23 protein-coding genes are annotated in these 23489 nt (G+C 54.6%); 16 read left to right on the top strand and 7 right to left on the bottom strand.

Annotation, left to right across the window (positions count from 1 at the left end; genetic code table 11):
* Positions 1-135 precede the first annotated feature (135 nt).
* From RHK62_RS01435 to malQ, 6 genes are all read left to right on the top strand, one after another.
* Positions 136-1287 (top strand): hypothetical protein, encoded by a 1152-nt coding sequence (locus RHK62_RS01435; RefSeq protein ID WP_310453160.1) that lies wholly within the window; start codon positions 136-138, stop codon positions 1285-1287.
* 76 nt (positions 1288-1363) lie between these two features.
* Positions 1364-2290 carry an isoaspartyl peptidase/L-asparaginase gene (locus RHK62_RS01430; protein WP_302678662.1) on the top strand — a complete coding sequence of 309 codons (927 nt, stop codon included), beginning with the start codon at positions 1364-1366 and terminating at the stop codon, positions 2288-2290.
* Positions 2291-2410: 120 nt separating this feature from the next.
* Complete coding sequence (gene ndhK / locus RHK62_RS01425; RefSeq protein ID WP_302677095.1) at positions 2411-3124, top strand: photosynthetic/respiratory NAD(P)H-quinone oxidoreductase subunit K; 714 nt, start codon at positions 2411-2413, stop codon at positions 3122-3124.
* 31 nt (positions 3125-3155) lie between these two features.
* Positions 3156-3386: a photosynthetic/respiratory NAD(P)H-quinone oxidoreductase subunit L gene (gene ndhL / locus RHK62_RS01420; RefSeq protein ID WP_302678661.1), complete on the top strand. Its 231-nt coding sequence runs from the start codon at positions 3156-3158 to the stop codon at positions 3384-3386.
* Positions 3387-3391: 5 nt separating this feature from the next.
* Positions 3392-3724 carry a DUF3007 family protein gene (locus tag RHK62_RS01415; protein WP_302678660.1) on the top strand — a complete coding sequence of 111 codons (333 nt, stop codon included), beginning with the start codon at positions 3392-3394 and terminating at the stop codon, positions 3722-3724.
* A 25-nt stretch (positions 3725-3749) separates the two neighbouring features.
* The gene (gene malQ / locus RHK62_RS01410) at positions 3750-5306 is read left to right on the top strand and encodes a 4-alpha-glucanotransferase (RefSeq protein WP_310453159.1); all 1557 of its coding nucleotides are present in this window, start codon (positions 3750-3752) and stop codon (positions 5304-5306) included.
* Here the strand turns inward: malQ and RHK62_RS01405 are convergent.
* Positions 5303-6652 carry a pentapeptide repeat-containing protein gene (locus RHK62_RS01405; protein ID WP_302677093.1) on the bottom strand — a complete coding sequence of 450 codons (1350 nt, stop codon included), beginning with the start codon at positions 6650-6652 and terminating at the stop codon, positions 5303-5305. The genes malQ and RHK62_RS01405 overlap by 4 nt on opposite strands.
* 119 nt (positions 6653-6771) lie before the next feature.
* On the opposite strand from RHK62_RS01405, the gene RHK62_RS01400 reads away from it, so the two are divergent.
* From RHK62_RS01400 to RHK62_RS01390, 3 genes are all read left to right on the top strand, one after another.
* Positions 6772-7926, top strand: coding sequence for a DegT/DnrJ/EryC1/StrS aminotransferase family protein (locus RHK62_RS01400; protein ID WP_302678658.1), 1155 nt, complete (start codon positions 6772-6774; stop codon positions 7924-7926).
* 213 nt (positions 7927-8139) lie between these two features.
* Positions 8140-9138 carry a 2-hydroxyacid dehydrogenase gene (locus tag RHK62_RS01395; protein ID WP_302678657.1) on the top strand — a complete coding sequence of 333 codons (999 nt, stop codon included), beginning with the start codon at positions 8140-8142 and terminating at the stop codon, positions 9136-9138.
* A gap of 84 nt (positions 9139-9222) precedes the next feature.
* A complete protein-coding gene (locus tag RHK62_RS01390) occupies positions 9223-10428 on the top strand; it encodes an argininosuccinate synthase (RefSeq protein WP_302677090.1) in 1206 nt (401 codons plus the stop codon).
* Here RHK62_RS01390 and RHK62_RS01385 read toward each other — a convergent pair.
* Complete coding sequence (locus tag RHK62_RS01385; protein ID WP_302677089.1) at positions 10425-10697, bottom strand: YciI family protein; 273 nt, start codon at positions 10695-10697, stop codon at positions 10425-10427. The genes RHK62_RS01390 and RHK62_RS01385 overlap by 4 nt on opposite strands.
* A gap of 92 nt (positions 10698-10789) precedes the next feature.
* On the opposite strand from RHK62_RS01385, the gene RHK62_RS01380 reads away from it, so the two are divergent.
* Together RHK62_RS01380 and RHK62_RS01375 are read left to right on the top strand one after the other, a co-directional pair.
* A complete protein-coding gene (locus RHK62_RS01380) occupies positions 10790-12097 on the top strand; it encodes a pentapeptide repeat-containing protein (RefSeq protein WP_206200746.1) in 1308 nt (435 codons plus the stop codon).
* On the top strand, positions 12097-13377 hold the full coding sequence (locus RHK62_RS01375) for a CCA tRNA nucleotidyltransferase (RefSeq protein ID WP_310453158.1): 1281 nt from the start codon (positions 12097-12099) through the stop codon (positions 13375-13377). The genes RHK62_RS01380 and RHK62_RS01375 overlap by 1 nt, the downstream gene beginning before the upstream one ends.
* Here RHK62_RS01375 and RHK62_RS01370 read toward each other — a convergent pair.
* The 5 genes from RHK62_RS01370 to RHK62_RS01350 all read right to left on the bottom strand — a co-directional run bounded on the left by RHK62_RS01370 (position 13374) and on the right by RHK62_RS01350 (position 20524).
* Positions 13374-14432: an extracellular solute-binding protein gene (locus tag RHK62_RS01370; protein ID WP_286668755.1), complete on the bottom strand. Its 1059-nt coding sequence runs from the start codon at positions 14430-14432 to the stop codon at positions 13374-13376. The genes RHK62_RS01375 and RHK62_RS01370 overlap by 4 nt on opposite strands.
* On the bottom strand, positions 14420-16009 hold the full coding sequence (locus RHK62_RS01365) for a glucose-6-phosphate isomerase (RefSeq protein ID WP_310453157.1): 1590 nt from the start codon (positions 16007-16009) through the stop codon (positions 14420-14422). The genes RHK62_RS01370 and RHK62_RS01365 overlap by 13 nt, the downstream gene beginning before the upstream one ends.
* 84 nt (positions 16010-16093) lie before the next feature.
* Positions 16094-16915 (bottom strand): alpha/beta hydrolase, encoded by an 822-nt coding sequence (locus RHK62_RS01360; protein ID WP_286649692.1) that lies wholly within the window; start codon positions 16913-16915, stop codon positions 16094-16096.
* Positions 16912-18495 (bottom strand): photosynthetic/respiratory NAD(P)H-quinone oxidoreductase subunit D1, encoded by a 1584-nt coding sequence (gene ndhD1 / locus RHK62_RS01355; RefSeq protein ID WP_310453156.1) that lies wholly within the window; start codon positions 18493-18495, stop codon positions 16912-16914. Before ndhD1 ends, RHK62_RS01360 begins: the two co-directional genes overlap by 4 nt.
* Positions 18496-18544: 49 nt before the next feature.
* Positions 18545-20524 (bottom strand): NAD(P)H-quinone oxidoreductase subunit 5, encoded by a 1980-nt coding sequence (locus RHK62_RS01350; protein ID WP_302678652.1) that lies wholly within the window; start codon positions 20522-20524, stop codon positions 18545-18547.
* A 272-nt stretch (positions 20525-20796) separates the two neighbouring features.
* Here RHK62_RS01350 and RHK62_RS01345 point away from each other — a divergent pair, with 272 nt between their 5' ends.
* From RHK62_RS01345 to RHK62_RS01325, 5 genes are all read left to right on the top strand, one after another.
* Entirely contained in the window at positions 20797-21498 is a 702-nt protein-coding gene (locus tag RHK62_RS01345) for a lipid-binding SYLF domain-containing protein (RefSeq protein WP_225901613.1), read from the top strand.
* A gap of 61 nt (positions 21499-21559) precedes the next feature.
* Positions 21560-21907: a YbaB/EbfC family nucleoid-associated protein gene (locus RHK62_RS01340; RefSeq protein WP_206200739.1), complete on the top strand. Its 348-nt coding sequence runs from the start codon at positions 21560-21562 to the stop codon at positions 21905-21907.
* An 18-nt stretch (positions 21908-21925) separates the two neighbouring features.
* Positions 21926-22555 (top strand): response regulator transcription factor, encoded by a 630-nt coding sequence (locus tag RHK62_RS01335; RefSeq protein ID WP_302677081.1) that lies wholly within the window; start codon positions 21926-21928, stop codon positions 22553-22555.
* 69 nt (positions 22556-22624) lie between these two features.
* Entirely contained in the window at positions 22625-23008 is a 384-nt protein-coding gene (locus tag RHK62_RS01330; protein WP_302677080.1) for an FHA domain-containing protein, read from the top strand.
* The gene (locus tag RHK62_RS01325; protein ID WP_310453155.1) at positions 22953-23483 is read left to right on the top strand and encodes a hypothetical protein; all 531 of its coding nucleotides are present in this window, start codon (positions 22953-22955) and stop codon (positions 23481-23483) included. The genes RHK62_RS01330 and RHK62_RS01325 overlap by 56 nt, the downstream gene beginning before the upstream one ends.
* The last annotated feature ends 6 nt before the right edge of the window (positions 23484-23489 follow it).

The following is a 23489-nucleotide window of genomic DNA, read 5'->3' as shown; positions in this document are numbered from 1 at the left end:
GGGAATCGAACTTAACCAAAAGATAACCAAAAAATAATTTCCTCCTACTCTTAAGTCGAGATAATTTAAGTGAGGTAAAGCAGAGTACAGTCTTCACGCTAAAACAATTGAATACTCATTCTGGGGGACAATCAAATGAATGAGACAGTCAATATCCAACTGTCTGCAGCCGCTACGTTGGCTGACTTACCCTATTTTTCCTATCAGGTTTCCCCTGAAACCATCTCTGAAAAAGTGGCTGATGAATTTCAACGTTATCCTGAGCTACCGGGGGTACTGGTGGTGGCAGGCGATCGCGTCATCGGCATGATCTCCAAGGTCAAGTTTTTTGAGCGCATGAGCAAGCAGTTTGGTCGCGATCTCTACTTGCCGCGCCCGATTAAATTGCTGCCAGAAGTTGCTGCACCCCAAGTACCTCCCCTTGTTTTGATGGCACGCACTCCTGTGGAAGAAGCTGTGGAACAGGCCTTGAGTCGCCCCCCCGCCTTTGTCTACGAACCCGTGGTCGTGCGTAAGGGCAAGCAACTGGTGTTGGTGGATATGCGGCTGATCCTGATTGCCCAAGCGCAAGTGCTGAGCAAGAAAAATCTCTTCATTCAGCAGCAGCACTTCCACACCCAGCAACTCCTTGAGAAGTTAAAGCTGGAAAAAGAGCGGAACCAAGACTATGCCAAGCGCCTTGAAAGCGAGCTGACCCGCACCCAACAGATGAACGAAGCCCTAGAGCAGCAGGAGCGCTCTGTGCGTGAGCAAGCGGAGCGGATTGCCCAACTCAATCAACGGTTCGTCTCCATTAGCCAAGTTCTTTCCCAGCGGGGGCGCAAAGCCTTTCAGCAAACCTTCACCGGGGTTAACCAAATTAGCCGTCACACAGCGGAGGTTTATCGCCTCAGCGAACGGCTGAAACAGGACGTGGAAATTATCGACCAAGCCACCCATCAAATTGCTGAGATTACCCGTCAGGTGAAACATCTTGCGGTGCAGGCGGGGCTGATTGCCAGTCGCAGTGGCCAGCAGATGGCTGGTTTCGATTTTATCAGTGAGGCAATTAACAAATTGGCCAACCAAGTGGTCTTTGCCAACCAACAAGTAGAGGAAATGGCCAATCATTTTCGCCATCACATTCGCGAGGTTGTAGAGTCCACCGCCTCTGGGGAAAAAATCGCGCGATCGCTCCTCAGTCAAGTGGAAGATACCCAACAAGCCATCCAAGAACTACAAGCGCTACTGGATACTGAGGAAGCCACGACTCAGACAGAGACCATGCCAGCGGCAGCAGTTGCTTAGGGCAGCCCGTGGATTTAGACCCTCGCCGCGGGGTATCGTGAATTTAGTCCATTGATTTCTATCTCGCCTATTCAGGATGCCCCAACCCACTGTGATTCTCCATGGCGGCGCCGGCAGCTCGCTCCAAGACAAAGGCGGTCTCATTCCCGTCCGCCAATCCCTGCATGCCATTGTCAGCCAAGTGGTTCAGACCCTAAAAGAAGGGGCAACGGCGATTGAGGCAGTGGTTTTGGGGTGTCGGCTCCTAGAGGATGAACCGCGCTTTAATGCAGGCACGGGGTCTGTGCTGCAATCCGACGGTCAAATTCGCATGAGTGCCTCGCTCATGGATGGGCAGCGGCAGCGCCTCAGCGGTGTCATTAATGTCTCACGGGTGAAAAATCCCATTGACCTTGCGCATTGGTTGCAACAGTGCCCTGACCGTATTCTGTCCGATGTGGGAGCAGCAGAGCTCGCTCGTGAATTGCAGCTTCCTGTGTATCAACCCCTCACGGATCAGCGACTCTACGAGTGGCTCGAGGAACGCAAAGGCAATTTCCAAACATCGATGGCCGGAGTCGTGGCTGAGGAGGCAAGGCGGGGCACGATTGGTGTTGTGGTTTTAGATCAGCAGGGACACTTGGCCGTGGGGACTTCCACTGGCGGCAAGGGCTTTGAGCGTATTGGGCGGGTCAGTGACTCCGCAACGCCAGCCGGCACCTATGCCAACAGCTTAGCAGCAGTCAGTTGTACTGGCATTGGTGAGGATATTCTGGATGAGGCGCTGGCCACGCGGATTGTGGTGCGCGTCACCGATGGGCTTTCCCTTGAGGCGGCCTTTGAAAAATCCTTTCGGGAAGCCGCGAGTCGGCAACGGGATTTTGGCGCCATTGGCCTCGACCATCAAGGGGCGATCGCCTGGGGCAAAACCTGTGATGTCCTGCTGGCGGCCTACTGGAATGGCATCACCATTGGTGACACCTTAGACCTACCCCCCGGCCTGCAGGTGGGCGGCCAAAAATAATTTATCCTTGCTGTCAAGTTTTTTTATTGCCAGCTCAATGCAATTGGCTGCATCTGTTAGGGTAAAGGCCTATAATTTTAAGTGTTTTTACATTTGGCCGATGTCCCTTGAGGGAACCCTATGACCAATACGACCTCGCCTGCCATCCTCAATCCAATTGCTCGTCCTGAAGTTCCCCAAGAACTTGCGGAAAATATCATCCTTACTTCCCTCAACGATGTTTATGACTGGGCACGGCTATCGAGCCTATGGCCGCTCATGTATGGCACTGCCTGCTGCTTCATTGAGTTTGCGGCCATGATTGGCTCGCGCTTCGATTTCGATCGCTTTGGCTTGGTGCCCCGCAACAGCCCCCGTCAGGCGGATTTGATCATCACCTCTGGCACCATCACGATGAAAATGGCACCCGCCTTGGTGCGCCTCTACGATCAAATGCCCAATCCCAAGTACGTGATTGCCATGGGTGCCTGCACGATCACAGGGGGGATGTTTAGCTCTGATTCTTATTCCGCCGTGCGTGGTGTGGACAAGCTGATTCCCGTGGATGTCTATTTGCCCGGCTGTCCGCCCCGTCCAGAAGCGATCATGGATGCGATCGTCAAGCTGCGCAAGAAAATTGCCAATGAGCATATCAGTGAGCGCGGCAACCTTGCCCAAACCCATCGCCTCTTTACCGCCAAGCACAAGATGAAGCCGGTGCCCCCTATTCTCACCGGTCAATATCTCAATGCCCCCAGCCGCCAAGCGCCGCCTCCAGCCCTTGCGCAAGCCATGGGAATGGCCGTTCCTGCCCTTGGGGAAGCCGTGAGCGAAACCCGCACCGTTGCAGAGTAGTTTGGTCATCGTTGGTGAAGAGGTAGCAATTATGGCAGTTTCAACAGAGCTTTTGGTACTCGGTGTCTATGGCGCCTTGGCAGGGCTGTATCTGCTGGTGGTGCCGGCGATCGTCTATGCCTATTTGAATGCTCGCTGGTATGTGGCTGGCTCCTTTGAGCGGGCATTTATGTACTTTCTGGTGACGTTCTTCTTTCCGGGATTACTCCTGCTGGCTCCCTTTATTAACTTTCGTCCCCAACCGCGCTCTCTCGATTTCTAGGTGCTATGCGCCGCATTGATGTTCTAGGGATTGGTATTGGTGTTTTCTTTACGGGCGGCTTGGTTTATCTGCTGTTGCGCATTGCGGGGATTGAGCCGCTTCAAGCAGGGATTTGGAGTCAAGCCATTTTTGTCTTGGTGGTTCTGGGTTGGCTCTCCACCTATCTCCTGCGGGTTTTTACGGGACGGATGACCTACCATCAGCAACTCAAAGACTATGAGGAGGCCGTGATGAGCGATCGCCTTGCGCGGATGTCGCCAGAGGAGCTAGCCGCCCTTGAAGCAGAAATTCTAGCGGAATCCAGCGAGATTGCCGATCCAGAATTGGGCGATAATTAGCTCAAGTTTCCCCGTGGCTTAAATAATGCACTTTCCCCGCTCCTGTGGTTTACTGCTTCATCCCACGTCCCTGCCTGGTGGTCATGGCATTGGTGACTTGGGTGCGGCAGCTCGTGAGTTCCTTGAATTTTTGGTTGCCAGTGATCAGCAGTACTGGCAGGTCTTGCCCCTAGGGCCAACGGGCTTTGGCAATTCCCCCTATATGTGCTACTCCGCGATGGCCGGCAACCCACTGCTGATCAGCTTGGATGAACTGGTCAAGGAGGGCTGGTTAACGGAAGCAGATTTGGCAGGACTCACGCTTGAGAATAGCGATCGCGTCGATTTCGAGGCTGTCATTAGCCAAAAACTCCCCCTGCTGCGCCTTGCTGCTCAACGCTTTCAGAATCAAGCCACCCCAGAAGACTGGCAGGCCTTTCGCGACTTTCAAGCCCTTGCCCACTACTGGCTGCCCACCTATGCCCTCTTTATGGCGCTGAAGGATCACCACGAGGGACAGCCGTGGTATGAATGGCCCGCCCCTTTGCGCGATCGCGAACCAACCGCCCTTGCCGCGATCCAAGCCGTTCTCAAAGAGCGCATTTTTGAGTACGAGTTTCAGCAATTTCTCTTTTACCAGCAGTGGCACGCCCTCAAGGAAGCCGCCAATCAACAGGGGATTCAGATTATTGGTGATATTCCCATTTATGTTGCCCACGACAGTGCCGATGTCTGGGCCTTTCCCCAATTTTTTGAACTCAATCCAGAAACGGGTGCGGCTGCCCTCATGGCCGGTGTGCCTCCAGATTACTTCAGTGCCACAGGACAACTCTGGGGCAACCCCATTTACAACTGGAAAGCCCTTGCTGCCGATGGCTACTCTTGGTGGATTGAGCGCTTCCGTGCCCTGCTCTCCTACATGGACATTATCCGTGTGGATCACTTTCGCGGCTTTCAGGGCTACTGGCAAGTGCCCGAAGGGGAGGAAACAGCCGTCAACGGTGAGTGGCAACTGGGTCCTGGTGCTGCCTTCTTTGAAACCTTGCAAGCTGCTTTGGGACGACTGCCTATTCTCGCCGAGGATTTAGGGGATATTACCCCCGATGTCATTGCCCTACGGGATCAGTTTCAGTTTCCGGGGATGAAAATTCTCCAGTTTGCCTTCGGCGGTGGTTCGGATAATCCCTTTTTACCCTTTAATCAAGAGCGCAACTGTGTGGTGTACACTGGCACCCATGACAATGACACAACTGTCGGCTGGTACCGCACCCTCAGTGACTGGGAACAGCAGCGCCTCATTGACTATTTGGGCTATACCCCCAGCGAACCCCACTGGGCTTTGATTCGCATGGCCCTAGGAACCGTTGCCAACCAAGCCATTCTTCCCGTTCAAGATTTGCTCGGTCTCGATAGTCATGCCCGCATGAATTTCCCCGGTACGAGCGAAGGCAACTGGGCGTGGCGCCTAACTGCGGGTCAACTTACCCCTGAACTTGCCGCTCATTTGAAGCACTTGGTGCACCTCTTTGGCCGTCAAGCACCACCGAGACCCCAGCCGGTTGAAGCTGCCGAAGAAGCCGTCCCCGAAAAAGACCCCGCCTAAGCTCGCCGTCGGCCATCGGGCATAATCGTACCCCGCAAATCCACTTCACTGAGGTTGGCACCACTCATATCCGCAGCAGTCAGGTTCACCCGCGTCAAATCCGCCCGCGACAGGTTAGAGCCTGAGAGGTTGGCGTCCCCTAAGTCTGCCCCACTCAAGTTAACACCGCTGAGATCTACAGTTCCCAGTAAGCTGCCACTAAACGTTGCCCGGCTCAGGGTAGCTCCACTGAGGGTGGCGCGGCTGAGATTCGCTTCTGAGAGAGTAGCACGACTCAGGTTGGCTCCCACCAAGCGGGCACGGCTGAGATTCGCTTCTACCAAGTCGGCACGGCTAAAGTTGGCTTCCGTTAACTCCACTTCGCGAAGATTGGCACCACTGAGATTGGCACCCCGCAGCTTCACGCCATTAAAGACGAGGCCACTGAGATTGGCACTGCGTAGATCCGTTTGACTCAAATCCGCATTGTCCAGCAATGCCCCCTGCAAGTTTGCCCCTTGGAGATTCGCCCCCTGCAGATTGGTGCCCACCAGTTTGGCATGGCTGAGGTTGGCGCCCCGTAAATTTGCCCCACTGAGATCCGCACGGCTAAGGTTGGTATGGCTCAGGTTCGCACCACTGAGATTGGCACCACTGAGGTTGACATCTGAAAGTTCTAGGGAGGACAGATCCGCCTTGGCCAGTTCCGCGCCGACAAGGTTGGCCTTGGCAAGGTTGGCTTCACTGAGCTTGACTTCCGTGAGATCAACGCGGCTGAGATTGGCTCCCGTGAGATTCGCCGCCGTTAAGTTCGCGCCACTCAGGTTGGCACCGCTGAGGTTCGCACCACTGAGATTGGCATTGCTGACATCCGCCTGAATTAAATCCACACGGGTTAGGTTCGCCTGCTTTAGATCCGTGCCATGCAAATTCGCGCCCTGTAAATTTGCCCCCGAAAGGTTAACGCCGTCGAGTGTCAATCCCCGTAGATCCGCATTCGCCAAGTCCACACGAGAGAGATTGGCACCCTGAAGCACCGTTCCCCGCAGGGTGGTTTCACTAAGTTCAGCGCGGCTGAGATTGGCTCGCGTCAGGTTTGCCCAACTGAGATCACTGCGGCTAAGGTTTGCGCCAGCGAGGTTGGCATCCACCAATTCTGCCTTGATGAGCATGGCATTAACAATTTCTGCGCCACACAGCACCGCACCACTGAGATTGGCCCCGCTCAGGTTGACCCACTCCATGTCGGCACGGGAGAGAATAATCCCCCGTAAATCAGCGTTGATAAACTCGCCATTTGTCAAACTGGCACGATTAAAGTCCCGTTCACCGCTGGCATAGCGTTTTAACAACTCTTGGGGATTCATCAAAAAAAACGGGTCTGGAACCCCGCCCTTGAGAACGGCTCTACACTCTAAGCCTAGCTTAATTCGCTAAAACCACACTACGCTCGTGAGAGGATGATAATAAAGACTTGCGCTCTCTCATGGATACCATCCCTATTCTTGATCTCAAGGCCCAATATCAATTCCTGCAAGCAGACATCGATCGCGCAGTTGCCCGCGTACTGGCATCCGGTCAGTTCATTCTAGGGCCAGAGGTACAGGCCTTTGAGGAAGAGGTAGCCGCCTATTTAGGGGTGCGCCATGCGGTAGCAGTTAATTCAGGGACAGATGCACTGGTGATTTCCCTGCGCAGTTTGGGAATAGGTGCTGGGGATGAGGTGATTACCACCCCCTTTTCGTTTTTTGCGACGGCAGAGGCGATTAGTTTGGTGGGTGCCCGCCCGGTCTTTGTGGATGTGGAACTGGACTCTTTTAACCTTGATCCCAGTAAAGTTGCCGCAGCCATTACCCCCCGCACCAAGGCGATTTTGCCGGTTCATTTATTTGGGCGGCCAGCTGCTATGGGAGCAATTGTTGAAATTGCCCAAGCCCATGGGTTAGCCATTCTTGAGGATTGTGCCCAGTCCTTTGGTGCCCGCTATTGTCCGCCCTGTGAGAACTGTCAATGTGAAACGGCAACTCAAGAGGCTTTAGCTCATCGGTTCACGGGGGCGATCGGTACCATGGGAGCCTTTTCATTTTTTCCCACCAAGAATCTCGGTGCCTATGGCGACGGGGGGCTGATTACCACCAATGATGATGATTTAGCCGAGCGATCGCGCATGCTGCGGGTTCACGGCTCCCGTCAACGCTACCACCACGAAATGATTGGCTACAATTCTCGCTTGGACAGCCTACAGGCGGCAATTCTGCGGGTGAAGCTACCCCATATCGATCGCTGGAATCAAGAGCGACGGCGAGTCGCCCAAACCTATAACCAAGCCTTGGCGGGTCTTGAGGCGGTGGTGACCCCAGCAGTCTCACCAGGGCATGTGTTTCATCAATATACCATTCGGGTGCTCAATGGCCAGCGGGATGCGCTCGCGGCTTACCTGAAGGCGGCTGGTATTAGTTCGATGATTTACTACCCGATTCCCCAAGATCACTGTCCGATGTATAAGGGGCAATCTCCACCCAATCCGGTGAGCGATCGCCTTGCCAGCGAGGTTCTCAGCTTACCCATTTGGCCTGAATTGAGCGATGCCACCATTGAGCATATTGCCGCAACCATTCGCCAGTTTTTTCGCAAGCGCTAAGGGCATCCCCTAAGCAGTTGTCTGGGTATTTGTCCTCCCTTAACACAACCTTAAGCTGACACTCGCTAAGCTAACTACAGCTCTTTTGTGGAATATGGGGTTAACAGACAGGACACATCGGCATGCTGTCCGCCATTAACGTTCTCAGGATTCTAGAGTGTTCAACCCTAGTGAAAAGGGCTGTAATGTCACTTGGGCTAGGAGAGCCATGCTATGAAAGTTGCCGTTTTCAGTGCCAAATCCTACGATCGCCAGTTTCTGAATGCCGCCAATGAAGCTCAAGGTCATCCCCATCTCCTCACCTACTACGATGTGCTACTGCGTCCTCAAACAGCTTCCCTTGCCGAGGGACATGAGGCCGTCTGTGTATTTGTCAATGATGATCTGGGGGCAGAGACCCTCAAACGGCTGGCAGCGTTGGGGGTGCGTCTGGTGACGCTGCGCTGTACGGGCTTTAATAATGTGGATTTGGCAACAGCGGCCAGCTTGGGCATCACAGTTACCCGCGTCAGTGCTTATTCCCCCTATTCGGTAGCGGAGCATACGGTGGGGCTGATCCTGATGCTAAACCGCAAACTCCACCGTGCCTACAACCGCGTGCGCGATGATAATTTTTCCTTAGAGGGGCTGATGGGCTTTGACCTCCATGGTTGTACGGTCGGCATCATTGGCACGGGTAAAATTGGCCGTATTGTTGCTCAGATTATGGCTGGTTTTGGCTGCCACCTCTACGGCTATGATCCCTACCCCAACAAAGACTTTGAGCAGATAGGCACCTACACAACCCTAGAAACCCTCTTGGCTGAATCGGACATTGTCACTCTTCATTGCCCCCTTGTCCCCGAAAATGAACACCTGATCAATGCGACCACGATCGCCCAAATGAAGCGCGGTGTCATGTTGATCAATACTAGTCGTGGCAAGCTGGTGGACACCAAAGCAGTCATTGAGGGCATTAAAAGCGGCCAAATTGGTTATCTGGGCATTGATGTCTATGAAGAGGAAGACTCCCTCTTTTTTCAGGATCTCTCGGACACGATTATTCAGGACGACACCTTCCAACTCCTGCAATCTTTCCCCAATGTGGTGATTACTGCTCACCAAGCCTTCTTTACCCGCAATGCCCTCACGGATATTGCCCGCACGACAATTGAAAATCTGACCTGTTTTGAGCAAGGCCTGCCCCTAGCAAACGAAGTGAAACAGATGTAAGGCTCGGCGAAACGGTTATTGCTATAACGTTTCTGGCAAACAGATCCGCTATAGTAACGATCGCATTTATTTCAGGAAAGAATCATGGGGCGTGCAGAAAAAGTCATTTTGGCCTATTCGGGGGGAGTGGATACCTCCGTGTGTATTCCCTATCTCAAGCACGAGTGGGGCGTGAAGGAAGTCATTACCCTCGCCGCTGATTTAGGACAGGGGGATGAACTGGAACCCATTCGCCAAAAAGCCCTTGATGCTGGTGCCAGTGCCTCGCTGGTGGTCGATGCCAAAGCTGAGTTCATCCGCAACTATGCCTTTCCCGCTCTTCAGGCCAACGCCCTCTACGAAAATCGCTATCCCCTCTCGACGGCCCTTGCTCGCCCTCTGATTGCCAAGCTCTTGGTGGATGCGGCTGCTGAGTATGGTGCCGATGCCGTTGCCCACGGCTGCACAGGGAAAGGCAATGATCAAGTGCGCTTTGATGTGGCGATCGCCGCCCTGAATCCCAACCTCAAGGTCCTGGCACCCGCTCGCGAATGGGGCATGAGCCGCGAAGAAACCATTGCCTATGGCGAACGCTTTGGCATTCCTGCGCCTGTGAAAAAATCTTCCCCCTACAGCATTGACCGCAATCTTTTGGGACGCAGTATTGAAGCCGGCCCCCTTGAGGATCCGTGGATTGAACCCCTTGAGGAAATCTATTTGATGACCCAAGCCATTGAAAATACCCCCAACTCCCCGGAGTATGTGGATATTGGCTTTGAGGCCGGAATTCCCGTTAGCCTCGATGGCCGCTCCCTCGATCCCGTAACGCTGGTGAGTGAACTCAATGAGCGGGTGGGGCGCCACGGCTTTGGTCGCATTGACATGATTGAAAATCGCCTTGTCGGCATTAAATCCCGCGAAATTTACGAAGCCCCTGCCCTCTTGGTGCTTATTGACGCCCACCGCGATTTGGAAAGCTTGACCTTAACCGCCGATGTGACGCAGTACAAACGGGGGATTGAAGAGACCTACAGCCGTTTGGTCTATAACGGTCTTTGGTATAGCCCCCTCAAGGAAGCCTTGGATGCTTTTATTCAACAGACCCAGAAGCGGGTGACGGGTACCGTGCGCGTCAAGCTCTTTAAGGGAACCGCACGGGTGGTGGGGCGGCAATCTCCCTACTCCCTCTACACGCCCGATTTGGCCACCTATGGTGCCGAGGATCAATTTAATCACAAGGCCGCCGAGGGCTTTATCTACGTGTGGGGGCTACCCACCCGTGTCTGGGCAGAAAAACTGCGCCAAGGCTAATCGGGGGCTTCGACGATACACCACTCATGGAGTTCGTAGTGGACACACTGGTGTTGGACGAGGGGATCGCGGGCAACAATTTCTTCAGCGGCTTGCCGGGAATCCGCCTGAAACAACAACATGCCACCCCCGCGCTCAGCCCAGTATCCCGTGCGGGCTTGATGCCCTGCGGCAATGAGGGCGCGCACATAGGCACGGTGGGCAGGAACGTGGCGATCAAAGGTGGCTTTGTCCACAATACCGCGTTCAATTTTGACAAACCATGGCATCGCTGACTGGCTCCTCTGGATGGGAATCAAGACCTAGAATAGCTATAGCAGTGGGCTTGAAAAACTCTGTGGTGCCCTGCTAGTGAGCGGCTATGAGCAAAGCAATTACCCTTGAAACCTTGTTAAGCGAATTTGCCCGTGGGGTGCGGAATTTCCGGGGTGTGAATTTGGCGGGCAGTGTGTTCCCGCTGGTGCAACTGAGCCATGTGGATCTAGCGGGGGCGGATCTTCAGGGCATCAACTGGAGTGGAGCGGATTTGATCAAGGCCAACTTGGCCAATGCCAATCTGCGGGGGGCAAATCTGATTGGTGCAGATCTGAGTGGTGCTAATCTGACCGATGCCAACTTGCAGGAAGCCATGCTCAGTGGCGCCATCCTAGTGGGTGCCTACCTCTCACGCGCCAATTTGCAGCAGGCGGTGCTCAGTGGGGCCATCCTCAAGGGGGCGGTGCTCCACGACAGTAATCTGAAGGATACAAATGTGGTGGGGGCAGATCTCTCAGAGGCGGATCTGACCGGGGCGATCGCCCGCCGCCAAGACTTAGAGGAAGCCAAGCTCTCAGGAACTATCCTGCCCAATGGCGAAGTGGTCTTTGAGGCTGGGGAAATGGAAGAGGTTCCGTTGCCCGCCCCAACGCCAATGGCTAAGCCAATGGCCACTGCGAACGAAACCACCGTGATTGAGTGGACGAATGAGCAGGTGATTCAAATGCTGATCCTGCAACAACACCCCCTGCCCAGTACCTACCAAAGTGCTGATTTGAAGGTGGTTAGCCTCGGCAATCACTGCTATCAATTGCGCACGGTCACGGAAACGGTGGTGGCGGTGGTAGAAGGTGAGAGTGTGGCCAATGAAAAAGTAACCCTTTTTGCCGAGGCGCCCTTTGCCGATGTGGTGGCCAGTGTCCTCCAAGCCCATTCCTTCTTGCCCACACAATACGTCAGTGAACCCGTACCGGCGTGGCACTACGAACAGGTCGCCATTCCGTCGGGACAGGTGGTGCGTTGGGGAACGGCACGGCAACTTTGGAAAACTTGGTGGTTACTGCTCAAGTCCACTGCCACACCTCAGGAGCCACAGCAATTGCAACTGTTGGTGGGCAAGGAGTGGCAGCCCATTTGCGATATTGCCTTTTCACCGTCGGCGGGCGGTGGTCTGATAATCAAAACGGCGATGGGCGATCGCCACTTTTCTGGGGATGCCTCGCTGATTTGGCTAGAAAGTGTCCCGTCTGGATTGCCCACCACCTCTGCCCCAGCAGTCCCGCCTTGGAACGGCTTACTCAAATTTGAAAATAACTGCCTCACCATTGAAACCGCCGCAGGGCTCGTCTGTGTGCAGGGGGAAAACTTGAGGGTCACCCTTGGGGGGCAAGCGATCGCTCTCAACCAGCTCTAATGGTCGCCCTTCAACCCTTTGATTTTAGTCGCTGGCCGATCGCAGTCAGTGATTTACCGGCCGATACCTACCTCGTGGGGGGAGCGGTGCGGGATGCGCTCCTAGGCCGGATCAATTCGTGCCCCGACTTGGATTTTATTGTGCCGAGGGATGCGATTGCCCTGACCCAAAAACTGGCGGATAAGTACAAGGCTGGTTTAGTGGTTTTGGATCGGCAGCGTCAGATTGCCCGCTTAGTCTTTGCTAATACAACGGTGGATATTGCCCAGCGGCACGGAGAAACCCTCTTGACCGATTTGAGCGATCGCGATTTTCGCCTCAATGCCATTGCCTACGACATTCACCACCACCACATCATCGATCCCCTCGGTGGCCTCCAAGATCTGCAACGCCGCCAAATTCACTATGTCGCACCAGAAAATCTCGCTGCTGATCCCCTGCGACTCCTACGCGCCTATCGCCAAGCTGCCCAACTGCAATTCACCATCACCCCAGAAACGCGGCAGGTGATCCAAACCCTTGCCCCCCAACTGCGACGAGTCGCCCCAGAACGGGTGCGGGTGGAACTCAGTTATTTTCTCAGTGCCCTTGAGAGTGCCCCCTATCTCACCCTTGCTTTTCGCGATGGCGTGTTGGCGGTGTGGCTGCCGTCGGTCACCGAGGAGCGGATTACCCACTACCATGCCCTTGAATCCACCCTAGGGAATTTTCCCTTCCCAGCCCTTTGGCCAGCGCTAACGACATCTATTGCCGCAACAACTGCCCCCGGCGAACCCCAACGGCGAACCCTAGCGGCTTTGGCCAAGCTCACCTGCCTCGTGAATGCCAGCGATCGCCGCGCTGCCGAGGAACTAACTGCCCTCACCTACACCACTGATGAAATTCGCATTGTCCAAGTCCTGTGCCGATTGCTCAACCACTGGCTAGTCCCCCTCGAACACCCCCTGAACCGCGAGCAAGCCTTCTATCTATTCCGCGCGGCGGGTAGCTATTTTCCAGCCTTTGTTGCCCTTGCCCTGAGCCGGGGCATCCCCAAAGCGCATCTAGTGCCCTTGGTCAAAGGGTGGTTAGACCCCAAGGATGCCATTGCCCATCCCCCCCAATTGGTGCGGGGTGCCGATCTGGTAGAAGTGTTTCAGGTCTCGCCGGGGCCGCGTGTGGGTGAATTGTTGCGAGCTGTGGAAGCGGCGCAAGCGCGGGGAGAAATTCGCGATCGCCCCCAAGCCCTCGCCTATGTGGCAGAAATCCTAGGTGGTTCAAGGCAACCGCGGCACACTTAGGAGAGGGGCAAAAACATTTCCTGCCAAAGGGTGTCATAGCGTTTTTGGGCAGCCACATCGAGGGGGAGCAGGAGTTCACTCTTGGCAAAGGCGGTGGGAGTCGCTAGGGGAATATAGCGATGCAAGAGAGTGCGTCTTAAATCGCTCACCAGCGGCGAGGGAGCATCACTAAACTGGCTGAGTTGCTCAGCAACTTCCGGTTGCCACCAGTAGTTCAACCAAGCCAAGGCTGCCGCATCGGGGTTTTGGCCACAGACCCACAAATCCACCCACAGCGCTGTCCCACTGGCGGGAAACACGGCGGCATAGGTCTGCGGATCTCGCTTCAGCAGCGGCAGTACATCCGTTGACCAACCCACTGCTAATTGTGTACTGCCCAGCATCAGTGGCTGCAGGTAGGCGTCAGAACTAAAAAAACGACACCCTTGGCGGAGACGCTGCAAGCGTTGCCGTAATTCGGGGTGGGTGGGTGGGGCATTGTAGGATAGCCCTAGGGATTTCAGCGTCAACCCAATCACTTCCCGCGGCTGATTTAACAGGCTATAGTGGCCTTGAACGCTTGGATGCCATAGGACATCCCAATCTGTGGGTTCCCAGCCCAAATCGGCAAAGAACTGGCGGCGATAAATGAGGACTGTTGCCCCCCAGCGATAGGGCAGACCCCAGAGAGCATCGTCTTTGCCAATGAGTTGCAGTAATGGCTGCCACGGTTCAGCCCAGTCCCACCGGTTTTGAATCAGTGGTTTGGGAATAGGGGCAATCTGTCGTTGCGCCACGGCCTGAGCTATCCAAGCATCCCCGAGACTGAGGACGGCTGACCCGAGGATTCCCGCTGCAAAGGTGTTGGCTAACTCTTGGGGGGTTTCCCGCAGCCGCAGCTGAAGTCCCACGCCGGCCTGTTGACGAAAGCGCTGAATCAATTGGGGGGGTAAGGATTTTCGCAGTAAATAGACGGTGAGTCCTGTATTGGCAGTGGCTTGACACCCACTGAGGGCGATCGCCCCCAAGGCAAACAACCCCTGACAAAATTGCCGCCGCTGCATTAGCGTTGCCACCGAAACTGCAATTGACTTGGCTGCCCTGGATCCCCCAGTTGCTCGATGCCGCGATCATTGGCCACAAGGTGCCGCAGGATCAGGTAAATCCGCTCCAGTTGATCCGGCGCATTGACAGCGTCGGCGATCGCCTGCAAGTCTAGGGGTTCATCACTTTGTTCTAAGACTTTAACAATCTGCCGTTGCAACGCCAAGTTGGCCGCCGCTGCTTTTTTCCCCGCTTCCACCCCCGGCTGATGGTAGGCATTGATATTCACCAAGAAGCCATAAAGACCCACCGCTCGCTCATAGAGGGCAATCAGAGCACCCACGGTTTTCGGGGTCACGTCCGGAATCGTCACCGTCAGGGAGGGGCGATTCTTTTCATAGAGAGCTTGGCGGGTGCCGAGGAGTAGGCCACTGAGGTAATCCCCCGCAGTAATCCCCGGCTCCACGTCAATGGCGGGTTCTTGGCCATCCCGCAGCACCTCAATAAACGTGACAAAGAAGTTAGGTAGGCCATCCCGCAACTGCTGCACATAGGCATGCTGATCCGTGGTTCCCTTGTTGCCATAGACCGCAATCCCTTGGTGGACAATGTTGCCGTCGAGGTCTTTTTCCTTGCCGAGGGACTCCATTACCAACTGCTGCAAGTAGCGGCTAAACAGGAGCAGACTATCTTTGTAGGGCAGGACAACCATATCTTTTTCACCCCGACCATTGCCCGCATGGTGCCAAGCCAAGGCGAGTAGGGCAGCGGGATTTTGGCGAATCTTCGGCACGCGGGTTGCCTGATCCATCAATTTTGCTCCCGCGAGGAGGGCATCAATGTCAATCCCTTGCAGGGCAGCGGGCAATAGACCCACCGTTGACAGTTCCGAGGTGCGCCCCCCCACCCAGTCAAACATCGGGAAAATGGCCAGCCAACCGTTGGACTCCGCCACTTGGGCAAGGCCACTGCCCGGCAGGGTGACGGCGACGGCGTGATCGGCAAAGGCAAGGCCGGCACGTTGGAAGCGGGCTTGGGCTTCTAGCATGCCATTGCGGGTTTCCGGTGTCCCCCCCGATTTGGAAATGACAATCACCAATGTCGTCCGCAGGCGATCGCCTAGTTCCGCAAAAACCCGCTCAAACCCGGCAGGGTCGGTGTTGTCCAAAAAGTGAATGTTCAGGGGCGGATTCACAGGGGCAAGGGCAGCCGCCGCAAACTGCGGACCTAGGGCAGACCCCCCAATGCCAATGGAGAGAATCTCGGTAAAGCGACCCCCTTGGGGTGGAGCAATGGCGCCACTGTGGACTTGCTGGCTAAACTGCTTCACTTGGGCAATGGCATCGCGAATTTCGGCACGCAGTTCTGGAGTTGGTGCCAAATCGGCATCCCGCAGCCAGTAGTGCCCCACCATGCGGCCCTCATCGGGGTTGGAGATCGCCCCTGCTTCCAATTCCTTCATTTGCTGAAAGGCGCGCTCAAAAGCTGGCTCTAGGCGACGTACCACTTCTAGGGTCAGCCCCATACGACTGACATCCACATAGAACTCTAACTCAGGGTGGTAGTACAACCAGTCTTGGTAATGCTGCCAAAGAGCCAAAGCATCCATAAGAAAATCTTTTCGCGCTACGATCTCAGCGTACCTCAACAACTGTCCCTTACTGGGAACATCAGCTTTCCCTTAATAAACACCCTAGGCAGATTGTGCCTTCAGAAAAGCAGCAAATTCCTCTAACGCTATCCGCAGGCGATCGCCCGCCACCTCAACAAAATCATTGTGATCGGCACCCTCGACCCAGAGGGAAAATTTTGGCTCACGGGCAATGGCAAAAAGGTATTGGCCATGACGAAAGGGCACGATGCTATCGGCAGTACCGTGGAGAATCAACAGCGGCACCTTGACTTGCGGCAGTTTATCTCGGTTGATAAAGCGATCAAAGGGAAACAACGGGAAAGGTACCACCACCCGAAAGATGGAAGTAAAGGTACTTTCTAAGACCAACCCCGCAATTGCAACCTGTGTTGCCAGTTCCGTCGCCACCCCACCGCCAAGGGAACGGCCATAGAGAATCACCCGCTCTGGGGGGACTCGCAGTTCCTCTGTGAGATAGGTATAGGCTGCCAAAGCATCTGCGTAGGCATGACGCTCACTAGGGCGACCCGAACTCAAGCCGTAGCCACGATAGTCGTAGGCGAGGACGGAAAACCCCCACTGCCGCAGCGTCTGTAGAAAGGGTTCCACCATGCCGAGGTCTTCCCCATTGCCGTGACTAAACAGCAGCGTAAAGTGAGCGTCTGGGTTGGCAACATACCGCACCGCAAGGCGATCGCCCTGCCCCACTGGAATCAGCCGGATCTCCTCAGAAAGGGAGTAGGTAGGACGGGGTGGATGGAAGATGAGGGCATCGGCGCCAAAGTAGAGATAGACCGCAATGATCAGATAAATCAGGAGTGCCGATCGCCCCAAGCGCAACCAACTCCACTCCCCCAGTACCCAGTCTCGCAGCCAACTCATTTAGAGGGAGAGTTCAGGCTCGGTGCCACCAGTGTCCCTAAGGGTTGATCCACCTGCTGAGCCAGTGTCGGTACCACTTCCCGCGCTCGCGCAATCACCTGCCCCGTGGTGGCATCGTAAATTTGCGTCAATAGCTTGGGATAGAGGCCAATGCCAATAATTGGTACCAAAAGACAGGCAATGATAAACACCTCGCGGGGTTCAGCATCCACAAGGGCTTCATGCTCCACCAGTTCCTTGTTTTCAGGGCCGTAGAAAATTTCCCGCAGCATCGACAGCAGGTAAATCGGTGTCAAGATCACCCCCACTGCCGCCAAAAAGACCACAATCACGCGGAAGGGCAACGAATAGGCATCACTGGTGGCAAAGCCAATAAAGACCATGAGTTCAGCCACAAAGCCACTCATCCCCGGCAGGGCAAGGGAGGCCAAGGAGCAGGCCGTAAACATGGCAAAGATCTTCTTCATTTTCTGGCCAACACCGCCCATTTCCTCAAGGATCAGCGTGTGGGTACGGTCATAGGTGGCACCCACCAAAAAGAAGAGACTCGCCCCAATCAAGCCGTGGGAGACCATTTGTAGCATTGCCCCACTCATGCCCAAATTGGTAAACGAGGCAATCCCAATCAGCACAAAGCCCATGTGGGAAATCGAGGAGTAGGCAATTTTGCGCTTGAGATTGCGCTGCGCGTAGGAAGTCAGCGCCGCATAGATGATGTTGACCACCCCCAAAATCACCAAAACGGGGGCAAACTTGGCATGGGCTGCCGGCAGCATATCGACATTCATGCGAATCAGGGCATAGCCGCCCATCTTCAGGAGAATCCCCGCCAGCAGCATGTGCACCGGCGCTGTTGCTTCACCGTGGGCATCCGGCAACCACGTGTGCAGGGGGACAATCGGCAGCTTGACGCCGTAGGCCACCAAAAAGCCGGCATAAACCAGCAGTTGAAAACCAATGGCATAGTCCTTGGCCGCCAAGGTCTGCATATCAAAGCTAATCGTGTCGCCATAGAAGGCCATGGCCAAGCCCGCCACCAAAATAAAGAGGGAGCTACCAGCCGTGTAGAGAATGAACTTTGTTGCCGCGTATTGACGCTTGTGCCCCCCCCAAATGGCCAGTAGCAGGTACACCGGAATCAGCTCCAGTTCCCACGCAAGGAAAAAGACCAGCATATCCTGCACGGCAAAAACGGCAATCTGGCCACCATACATCGCCAGCATTAAGAAATAAAAGAGTCGCGGCTTCAGGGTCACTGGCCAAGCCGCCAAAATCGCCAGCGTGGTGATAAAGCCCGTGAGTAAAATCAGCGGCATCGAGAGGCCATCTGCCCCCACTGACCAGCGCAGGCCAATTTCGGGAATCCAGTCATAGCTTTCCCACAGTTGCATGCCGGGGGTGTTCAGGTCATAGAAATTCGTGAAGGCATAGACAATCAAGGCAAAGTCAATCAACCCCACCGTCAGGGCATACCAGCGGATTGGGCGTCCTTTGCCTGTGGGATCTGGAATGAAGGGAATCGCCAAGGAAGCCACAATTGGGAACAGGATAATCGTTGTCAGCCAAGGAAACGTACTCATGGCAGTCGTGTTTACTCCTCCAGCAGTTGGGAAAGAACCATGACCGGGGTTAGGCTTGCACCGAGAAGATGACAAATCCCAACACCGCCAGCAGCACAATGAGGGCGTAGAATTGGGCACGGCCATTTTGGAAGTATTTCAGTCCTTCACCAGTGACCATCGTGACAAAGCCCGTGAGGTTGACCACGCCATCCACCACGTTGTAATCCACTTCCAAGACCTGACGCGCCAAGCGACGACAGCCTTTAATGAAGACCGCTTCATAGAGTTCATCGAAATACCACTTATGCAGTGAGAACTGGTACAGCGGTTGAATGGCTTTGGCGATCGCCTGCGGACTGGGAGTGCCCTTGAGATACATCAGGGAGGCCAAGGTAATGCCAATCAGGCCAATGCCCACAGAGCTACCGCCAAGGATGAGAAACTCTGTCAAATCCACCGCGTGCTCCGCCACCATCTCCTCACCGGGAGCATGGATAAAGGCCTCAAAGAGATTGTTGAAGGGGGTACCCACAAAACCAATCAACGTCGAGGGAATCGCTAGCACCACCAAGGGTAGGGTCATTGTCCAAGGAGATTCATGGGGTTCAGCAGCGTGCTGATCGTGGTGGGCATTGTGATCATAGTGCTCCTGTAACTCTGGGGGCACATTACGGAACTTGCCCTCAAAGGTCATGAAGTACATGCGGAACATGTAAAAGGCGGTTAAGCCCGCCGTGAGCCACGTCAGCAGCCACATTGCCGGGTTGGCATGAAAAACCGCGCCTAAAATTTCATCCTTTGACCAAAAGCCAGCAAAGGGAGGCACGCCAGAAATGGCCAAGCACCCCACTAGAAACGTTGCCCCCGTAATCGGCATGTACTTGCGCAGCCCCCCCATGTAGCGCATATCTTGAGCCAAGTCTGGGTTATGGCCAACCACCCCTTCCATGCTGTGGATGACTGACCCCGATCCAAGAAAGAGCATCGCTTTGAAGTAGGCATGGGTCATCAGGTGAAAAAGGCCAGCACTGTAGGCACCCACGCCCATCCCCATGACCATATAGCCCAGTTGGGAAATGGTTGAATAGGCCAAGCTCTTTTTGATGTCGTTTTGGGTGATGGCAATGGTTGCCCCCATAAAGGCCGTAAAGGCCCCCGTCCAAGCAATGATCGTCATCACTTGGGGCAATTGCTCAAACACAGGGAACATCCGCGCAATCAGGAAGACCCCGGCTGCCACCATGGTTGCCGCGTGAATCAGAGCAGAAATGGGGGTCGGACCTTCCATCGCATCCGGCAGCCACACATGCAGGGGAAACTGGGCAGATTTGGCCACAGGACCGAGAAAGACCAAGATGGCAAGAATGGCGGCAAGACTAGGGGAAAGTAGGCCGGTATTGACCAGTTCCGTCAGGCGATCGCCCATGCCACCAAAGTCAAAGGTACCCGTCGCCCAAAATAGCCCCACCATGCCCAACAAAAGGCCAAAATCACCGACACGGTTGGTAACAAATGCCTTCTGTGCTGCTTCCGCCGCGCTTTTGCGGTCATACCAGAAGCCAATCAGCAGGTAGGAGCACATCCCCACCAATTCCCAAAAGATATAGACCTGCACCAAGTTGGGACTGACCACCAACCCCAGCATCGAGGAGCCAAACAGGCTGAGATAGGCAAAAAAGCGAACATAGCCCGCATCATGAGCCATGTAGCCATCGCTGTAGAGCATGACTAAAAAGGCCACCGTTGTGACGATGACCAACATCAATGCCGCTAAGGGGTCAATCACGTATCCCATGGCAATGTGGAGATTGCCCGCCGCTGCCCATTCAATCATTTGCGTATAGGGGGCGTGGCCTTGGACTTGACTCCAGAAAAGGCTCAGAGAATGCACCATGGCGATCGCCATCAACGCCATGATGAAAATGGCACTGGGTCGCCGCAGTTTCGAGGTGGTCTCTGAAAAGGCAATCAAGCCAAAGCCAACAATCAGCGCTCCCAACAGGGGTAAAACGGGAATCAGCCAAGCGTATTGATACAGGGGTTCCATGCGTGCCACCTAACTTTCCATGAGAGCTGCCTGCTTGGAAAGACGAACTAGGTATGAATCACTAGTGCAGGCAAAACCCTTTACATTCTGCCACATCCGTTTTAACAACAGATGCCGGAAATCGGTTGCAGAAAATCAAAAAACAGGTTTTCTTCAGGTTTGTTACTGCCAACTAGGGCATGACAGGTCAGGGAACAGGCAGATAAGGTTGGCTCGTCTAACGATGCATTGACGCACAAATAAGAGGAACTGCGATGGAATTGAGTTTTCCTATGGCACGATTTCACCGAGCCGGCGCTGCAATTGTAGGGGCGATCGCCCTGATTTTCATCCCCCATACCACCCTTGCCCAAAATGCCCCTGATTCTCGCATGGTGCAACGGGTCGAGAATGCCACATTTGTCCTTGGCGAGTTTACATTTAACAACAACAACCGCATTCCACCGAGGATTGTCCAGCGCGCTCAAGGAATTGCCATTATTCCCAATGTCGTTCAAGCGGGCTTTCTCTTTGGGGGCCGCCGTGGCGCCGGTATTCTGCTTGTGCGCAATGAAAATAATGAATGGAGTAAGCCCGCCTTTATCACAATGACCGGCGGGAGCTTTGGCCTGCAAATTGGTGCCCAATCCACGGATGTGGTGCTGGCCTTCATGGATAAATCCGTCGTCATGCGCAGCTTGGCGCAGTCCTTTCGTCTAGGCGGCAATGTCTCCGTTGCGGCAGGCCCTGTGGGTGGCGAAGTCGTCAGTCCTACGGATCCGAGTCCCCAAGTCTTTTCCTACACACGCAGTGCGGGTCTGTTTGCCGGCGTTGCCCTAGAAGGCGCCAATATTAGTTTTGACCGCCGAAGCAGCAGCCGCTTCTATGGTCGACCCAATCTTACTCCGATGCAAATTTTCGAGAACTCGCCCCCCCTCCCTTCCCCTCCCGTCCTCAATGGTCTCTACAATGCCCTTGCCCGTGCAGCGCGCTAATCCCTTCTCAAGACAGTGATAAGATAGCAGTCAATAGTCCGCACTGTATAGAAGGAACACTATGGCACAGGGACAGGGTTTTGGCTTCGGTCTTGGCAAAATGAAGGAGCTGGCCGCAGCCATCCAGAAAGCACAACAAGTTCAAGAAGGCGCCAAGAAGCTGCAAGAAGACCTCGAAAAAATGGACATTGAGGGTCAAGCAGCGGGGGGTGCCGTCAAAGTGATTATGAGTGGTACCCAAGAACCCCGCCGCGTCGAAATCAGCCCAGATCTCCTGAGTGAAGGGGCTGAAGTGCTCTCTGATTTGGTGACCGCTGCCATGCGCGATGCCTACCAAAAATCCACCGCTACCATGCGGGAACGGATGGAAGAGTTAACAGGTGGCTTGAACGTTCCGGGTCTCGGTTAATGCACTTCCCCGCCCACCATGGCACCCAAGCTGCGGCTCCTGATTGTGGAAGATGATCCAATGATGCAACTGGGGCTAGGACAAGCCCTAGGAGAGCAGTTTGCTGTGGTGGGTTATGCCGAAGATGGCTATGGCGCCATTGATATGACACGGCAGTTGCAGCCGCAAGTGGTCATTATGGACATTGGCCTACCAAGGCTAGACGGGATTGCCGCCACCCAACGGCTGAAGCGAGAATTTCCTGACATTCATGTGGTGATGCTTACCTCCCACCAATCGGCTCTTGAAGCTGTTGCTGCCCTTTCTAGTGGTGCCGATGCCTACTGTATCAAGGGAGAAACCGTTGAGCGATTACTGATGGCGATCGCTGCTGCCCAAGAAGGAGCCACTTACCTTGATCCCCAGATTGCCCGCCATGTGATCCAGCACCTGCATCCGCCCCAACCGACAATGGACTATCACCTGTCGCAGCGGGAACTGGATGTCCTGAAGCTGATGGTGGAAGGCTATAGTAACCCTGAAATTGCCAGTAAGCTGTTTCTCAGTCCAAATACTATCAAGACCCATGTGCGGGGTATTTTGAACAAGTTGGCGGTGGATGACCGTGTGCAGGCGGCGGTTGTTGCACTTCGTAACGGTTTAGTCTAGGCCTTCCCCAAGACTCAAGGACACTTGTTATCGTGAAGGGGAACCGTCGGTGTGTTGATCCTGTGTCCCATGGCATCCCATAGCAATGAGGCAACGGTTTTAGCCTCGGATCAAGAATCATCCCCCTTTCTGCAAATGAGTACGCCCGCTTCCGTCGAGGAATTTCCACTCTTGCAACCCACGGTACGGGTAGGGCGATCGCCCCACAACGAAATTGTGATTTCCTATCCGACCATTTCGCGGCATCACTTTGAAATTGTTAAGACGGACACTGGCTATCGCATCCGTGACTTGGACAGTAAGCTCGGTCTGGTCTATGGCGATCGCCCCCCTGTTGTTAATTCTCTTTATTATTCCCCAAGTCACATTTGGGGGCGGGATTATTGCCCCCTCTCAGATGAATCCGATTGGCCAAGTCATGAATGTCTTTACCCTAACCAAGTGGCCCTTTGAAGCCTTTGTCACAACTACAAAAGTGGGCAAGGATGTCGCTTTGGATCCCTGCTGGACGAAACCCAATGAAACCCATCCCCCCGAAAGCTGTCGTTGCACGGGTGCCCAACTCTCTAAGACCTGCTACTTCCCGGGGGTTTGTGGCTACTACACCCCAGCCCTTGATGAGGCCGAACCGCAAAAGCCCACGGAACCAGGAACGCCAACCACCCCAGCCGCCTTTGCCACCTTCCAAGAGGAGATGACCAACTACAAGGATGATCTGCAGATTTGGCAAGAACGGTATTCTAACTGGATGCTGAAGCGGGAAAAAGCCATTGGCCAAGCAGAAGGCATTATTGACCGGCTCTACAACATTTATGGTGAGATCTTTGACGTGAATGTAGCGGGGCACTGGCTGATCATCAGCTTGTTTATTGTCCTCATGTTTGCCATGATTGTCGGCATTCAGATCTATTTCGACACCCTCCACTAGGGGCGT

Source organism: Thermosynechococcus sp. HY213, from assembly GCF_031460975.1.
In the GTDB taxonomy this organism is placed as follows: domain Bacteria; phylum Cyanobacteriota; class Cyanobacteriia; order Thermosynechococcales; family Thermosynechococcaceae; genus Thermosynechococcus.
This window is presented reverse-complemented; position numbering and strand designations above follow the sequence as displayed.

Coding starts and splice junctions, on each gene's coding strand:
- RHK62_RS01380 (WP_206200746.1), top strand. CDS start 10,790: ATGAGCAAAGCAATTACCCTTGAAACCTTGTTAAGCGAATTTGCCCGT.
- RHK62_RS01405 (WP_302677093.1), bottom strand. CDS start 6,652: ATGAATCCCCAAGAGTTGTTAAAACGCTATGCCAGCGGTGAACGGGAC.
- RHK62_RS01435 (WP_310453160.1), top strand. CDS start 136: ATGAATGAGACAGTCAATATCCAACTGTCTGCAGCCGCTACGTTGGCT.
- RHK62_RS01415 (WP_302678660.1), top strand. CDS start 3,392: ATGCGCCGCATTGATGTTCTAGGGATTGGTATTGGTGTTTTCTTTACG.
- RHK62_RS01325 (WP_310453155.1), top strand. CDS start 22,953: ATGAATCCGATTGGCCAAGTCATGAATGTCTTTACCCTAACCAAGTGG.
- ndhD1 (WP_310453156.1), bottom strand. CDS start 18,495: ATGAGTACGTTTCCTTGGCTGACAACGATTATCCTGTTCCCAATTGTG.
- RHK62_RS01430 (WP_302678662.1), top strand. CDS start 1,364: ATGCCCCAACCCACTGTGATTCTCCATGGCGGCGCCGGCAGCTCGCTC.
- ndhL (WP_302678661.1), top strand. CDS start 3,156: ATGGCAGTTTCAACAGAGCTTTTGGTACTCGGTGTCTATGGCGCCTTG.
- RHK62_RS01335 (WP_302677081.1), top strand. CDS start 21,926: ATGGCACCCAAGCTGCGGCTCCTGATTGTGGAAGATGATCCAATGATG.
- RHK62_RS01400 (WP_302678658.1), top strand. CDS start 6,772: ATGGATACCATCCCTATTCTTGATCTCAAGGCCCAATATCAATTCCTG.
- RHK62_RS01365 (WP_310453157.1), bottom strand. CDS start 16,009: ATGGATGCTTTGGCTCTTTGGCAGCATTACCAAGACTGGTTGTACTAC.
- ndhK (WP_302677095.1), top strand. CDS start 2,411: ATGACCAATACGACCTCGCCTGCCATCCTCAATCCAATTGCTCGTCCT.
- RHK62_RS01375 (WP_310453158.1), top strand. CDS start 12,097: ATGGTCGCCCTTCAACCCTTTGATTTTAGTCGCTGGCCGATCGCAGTC.
- RHK62_RS01385 (WP_302677089.1), bottom strand. CDS start 10,697: ATGCCATGGTTTGTCAAAATTGAACGCGGTATTGTGGACAAAGCCACC.
- RHK62_RS01330 (WP_302677080.1), top strand. CDS start 22,625: ATGGCATCCCATAGCAATGAGGCAACGGTTTTAGCCTCGGATCAAGAA.
- RHK62_RS01340 (WP_206200739.1), top strand. CDS start 21,560: ATGGCACAGGGACAGGGTTTTGGCTTCGGTCTTGGCAAAATGAAGGAG.
- malQ (WP_310453159.1), top strand. CDS start 3,750: ATGCACTTTCCCCGCTCCTGTGGTTTACTGCTTCATCCCACGTCCCTG.
- RHK62_RS01345 (WP_225901613.1), top strand. CDS start 20,797: ATGGCACGATTTCACCGAGCCGGCGCTGCAATTGTAGGGGCGATCGCC.
- RHK62_RS01390 (WP_302677090.1), top strand. CDS start 9,223: ATGGGGCGTGCAGAAAAAGTCATTTTGGCCTATTCGGGGGGAGTGGAT.
- RHK62_RS01360 (WP_286649692.1), bottom strand. CDS start 16,915: ATGAGTTGGCTGCGAGACTGGGTACTGGGGGAGTGGAGTTGGTTGCGC.
- RHK62_RS01350 (WP_302678652.1), bottom strand. CDS start 20,524: ATGGAACCCCTGTATCAATACGCTTGGCTGATTCCCGTTTTACCCCTG.
- RHK62_RS01395 (WP_302678657.1), top strand. CDS start 8,140: ATGAAAGTTGCCGTTTTCAGTGCCAAATCCTACGATCGCCAGTTTCTG.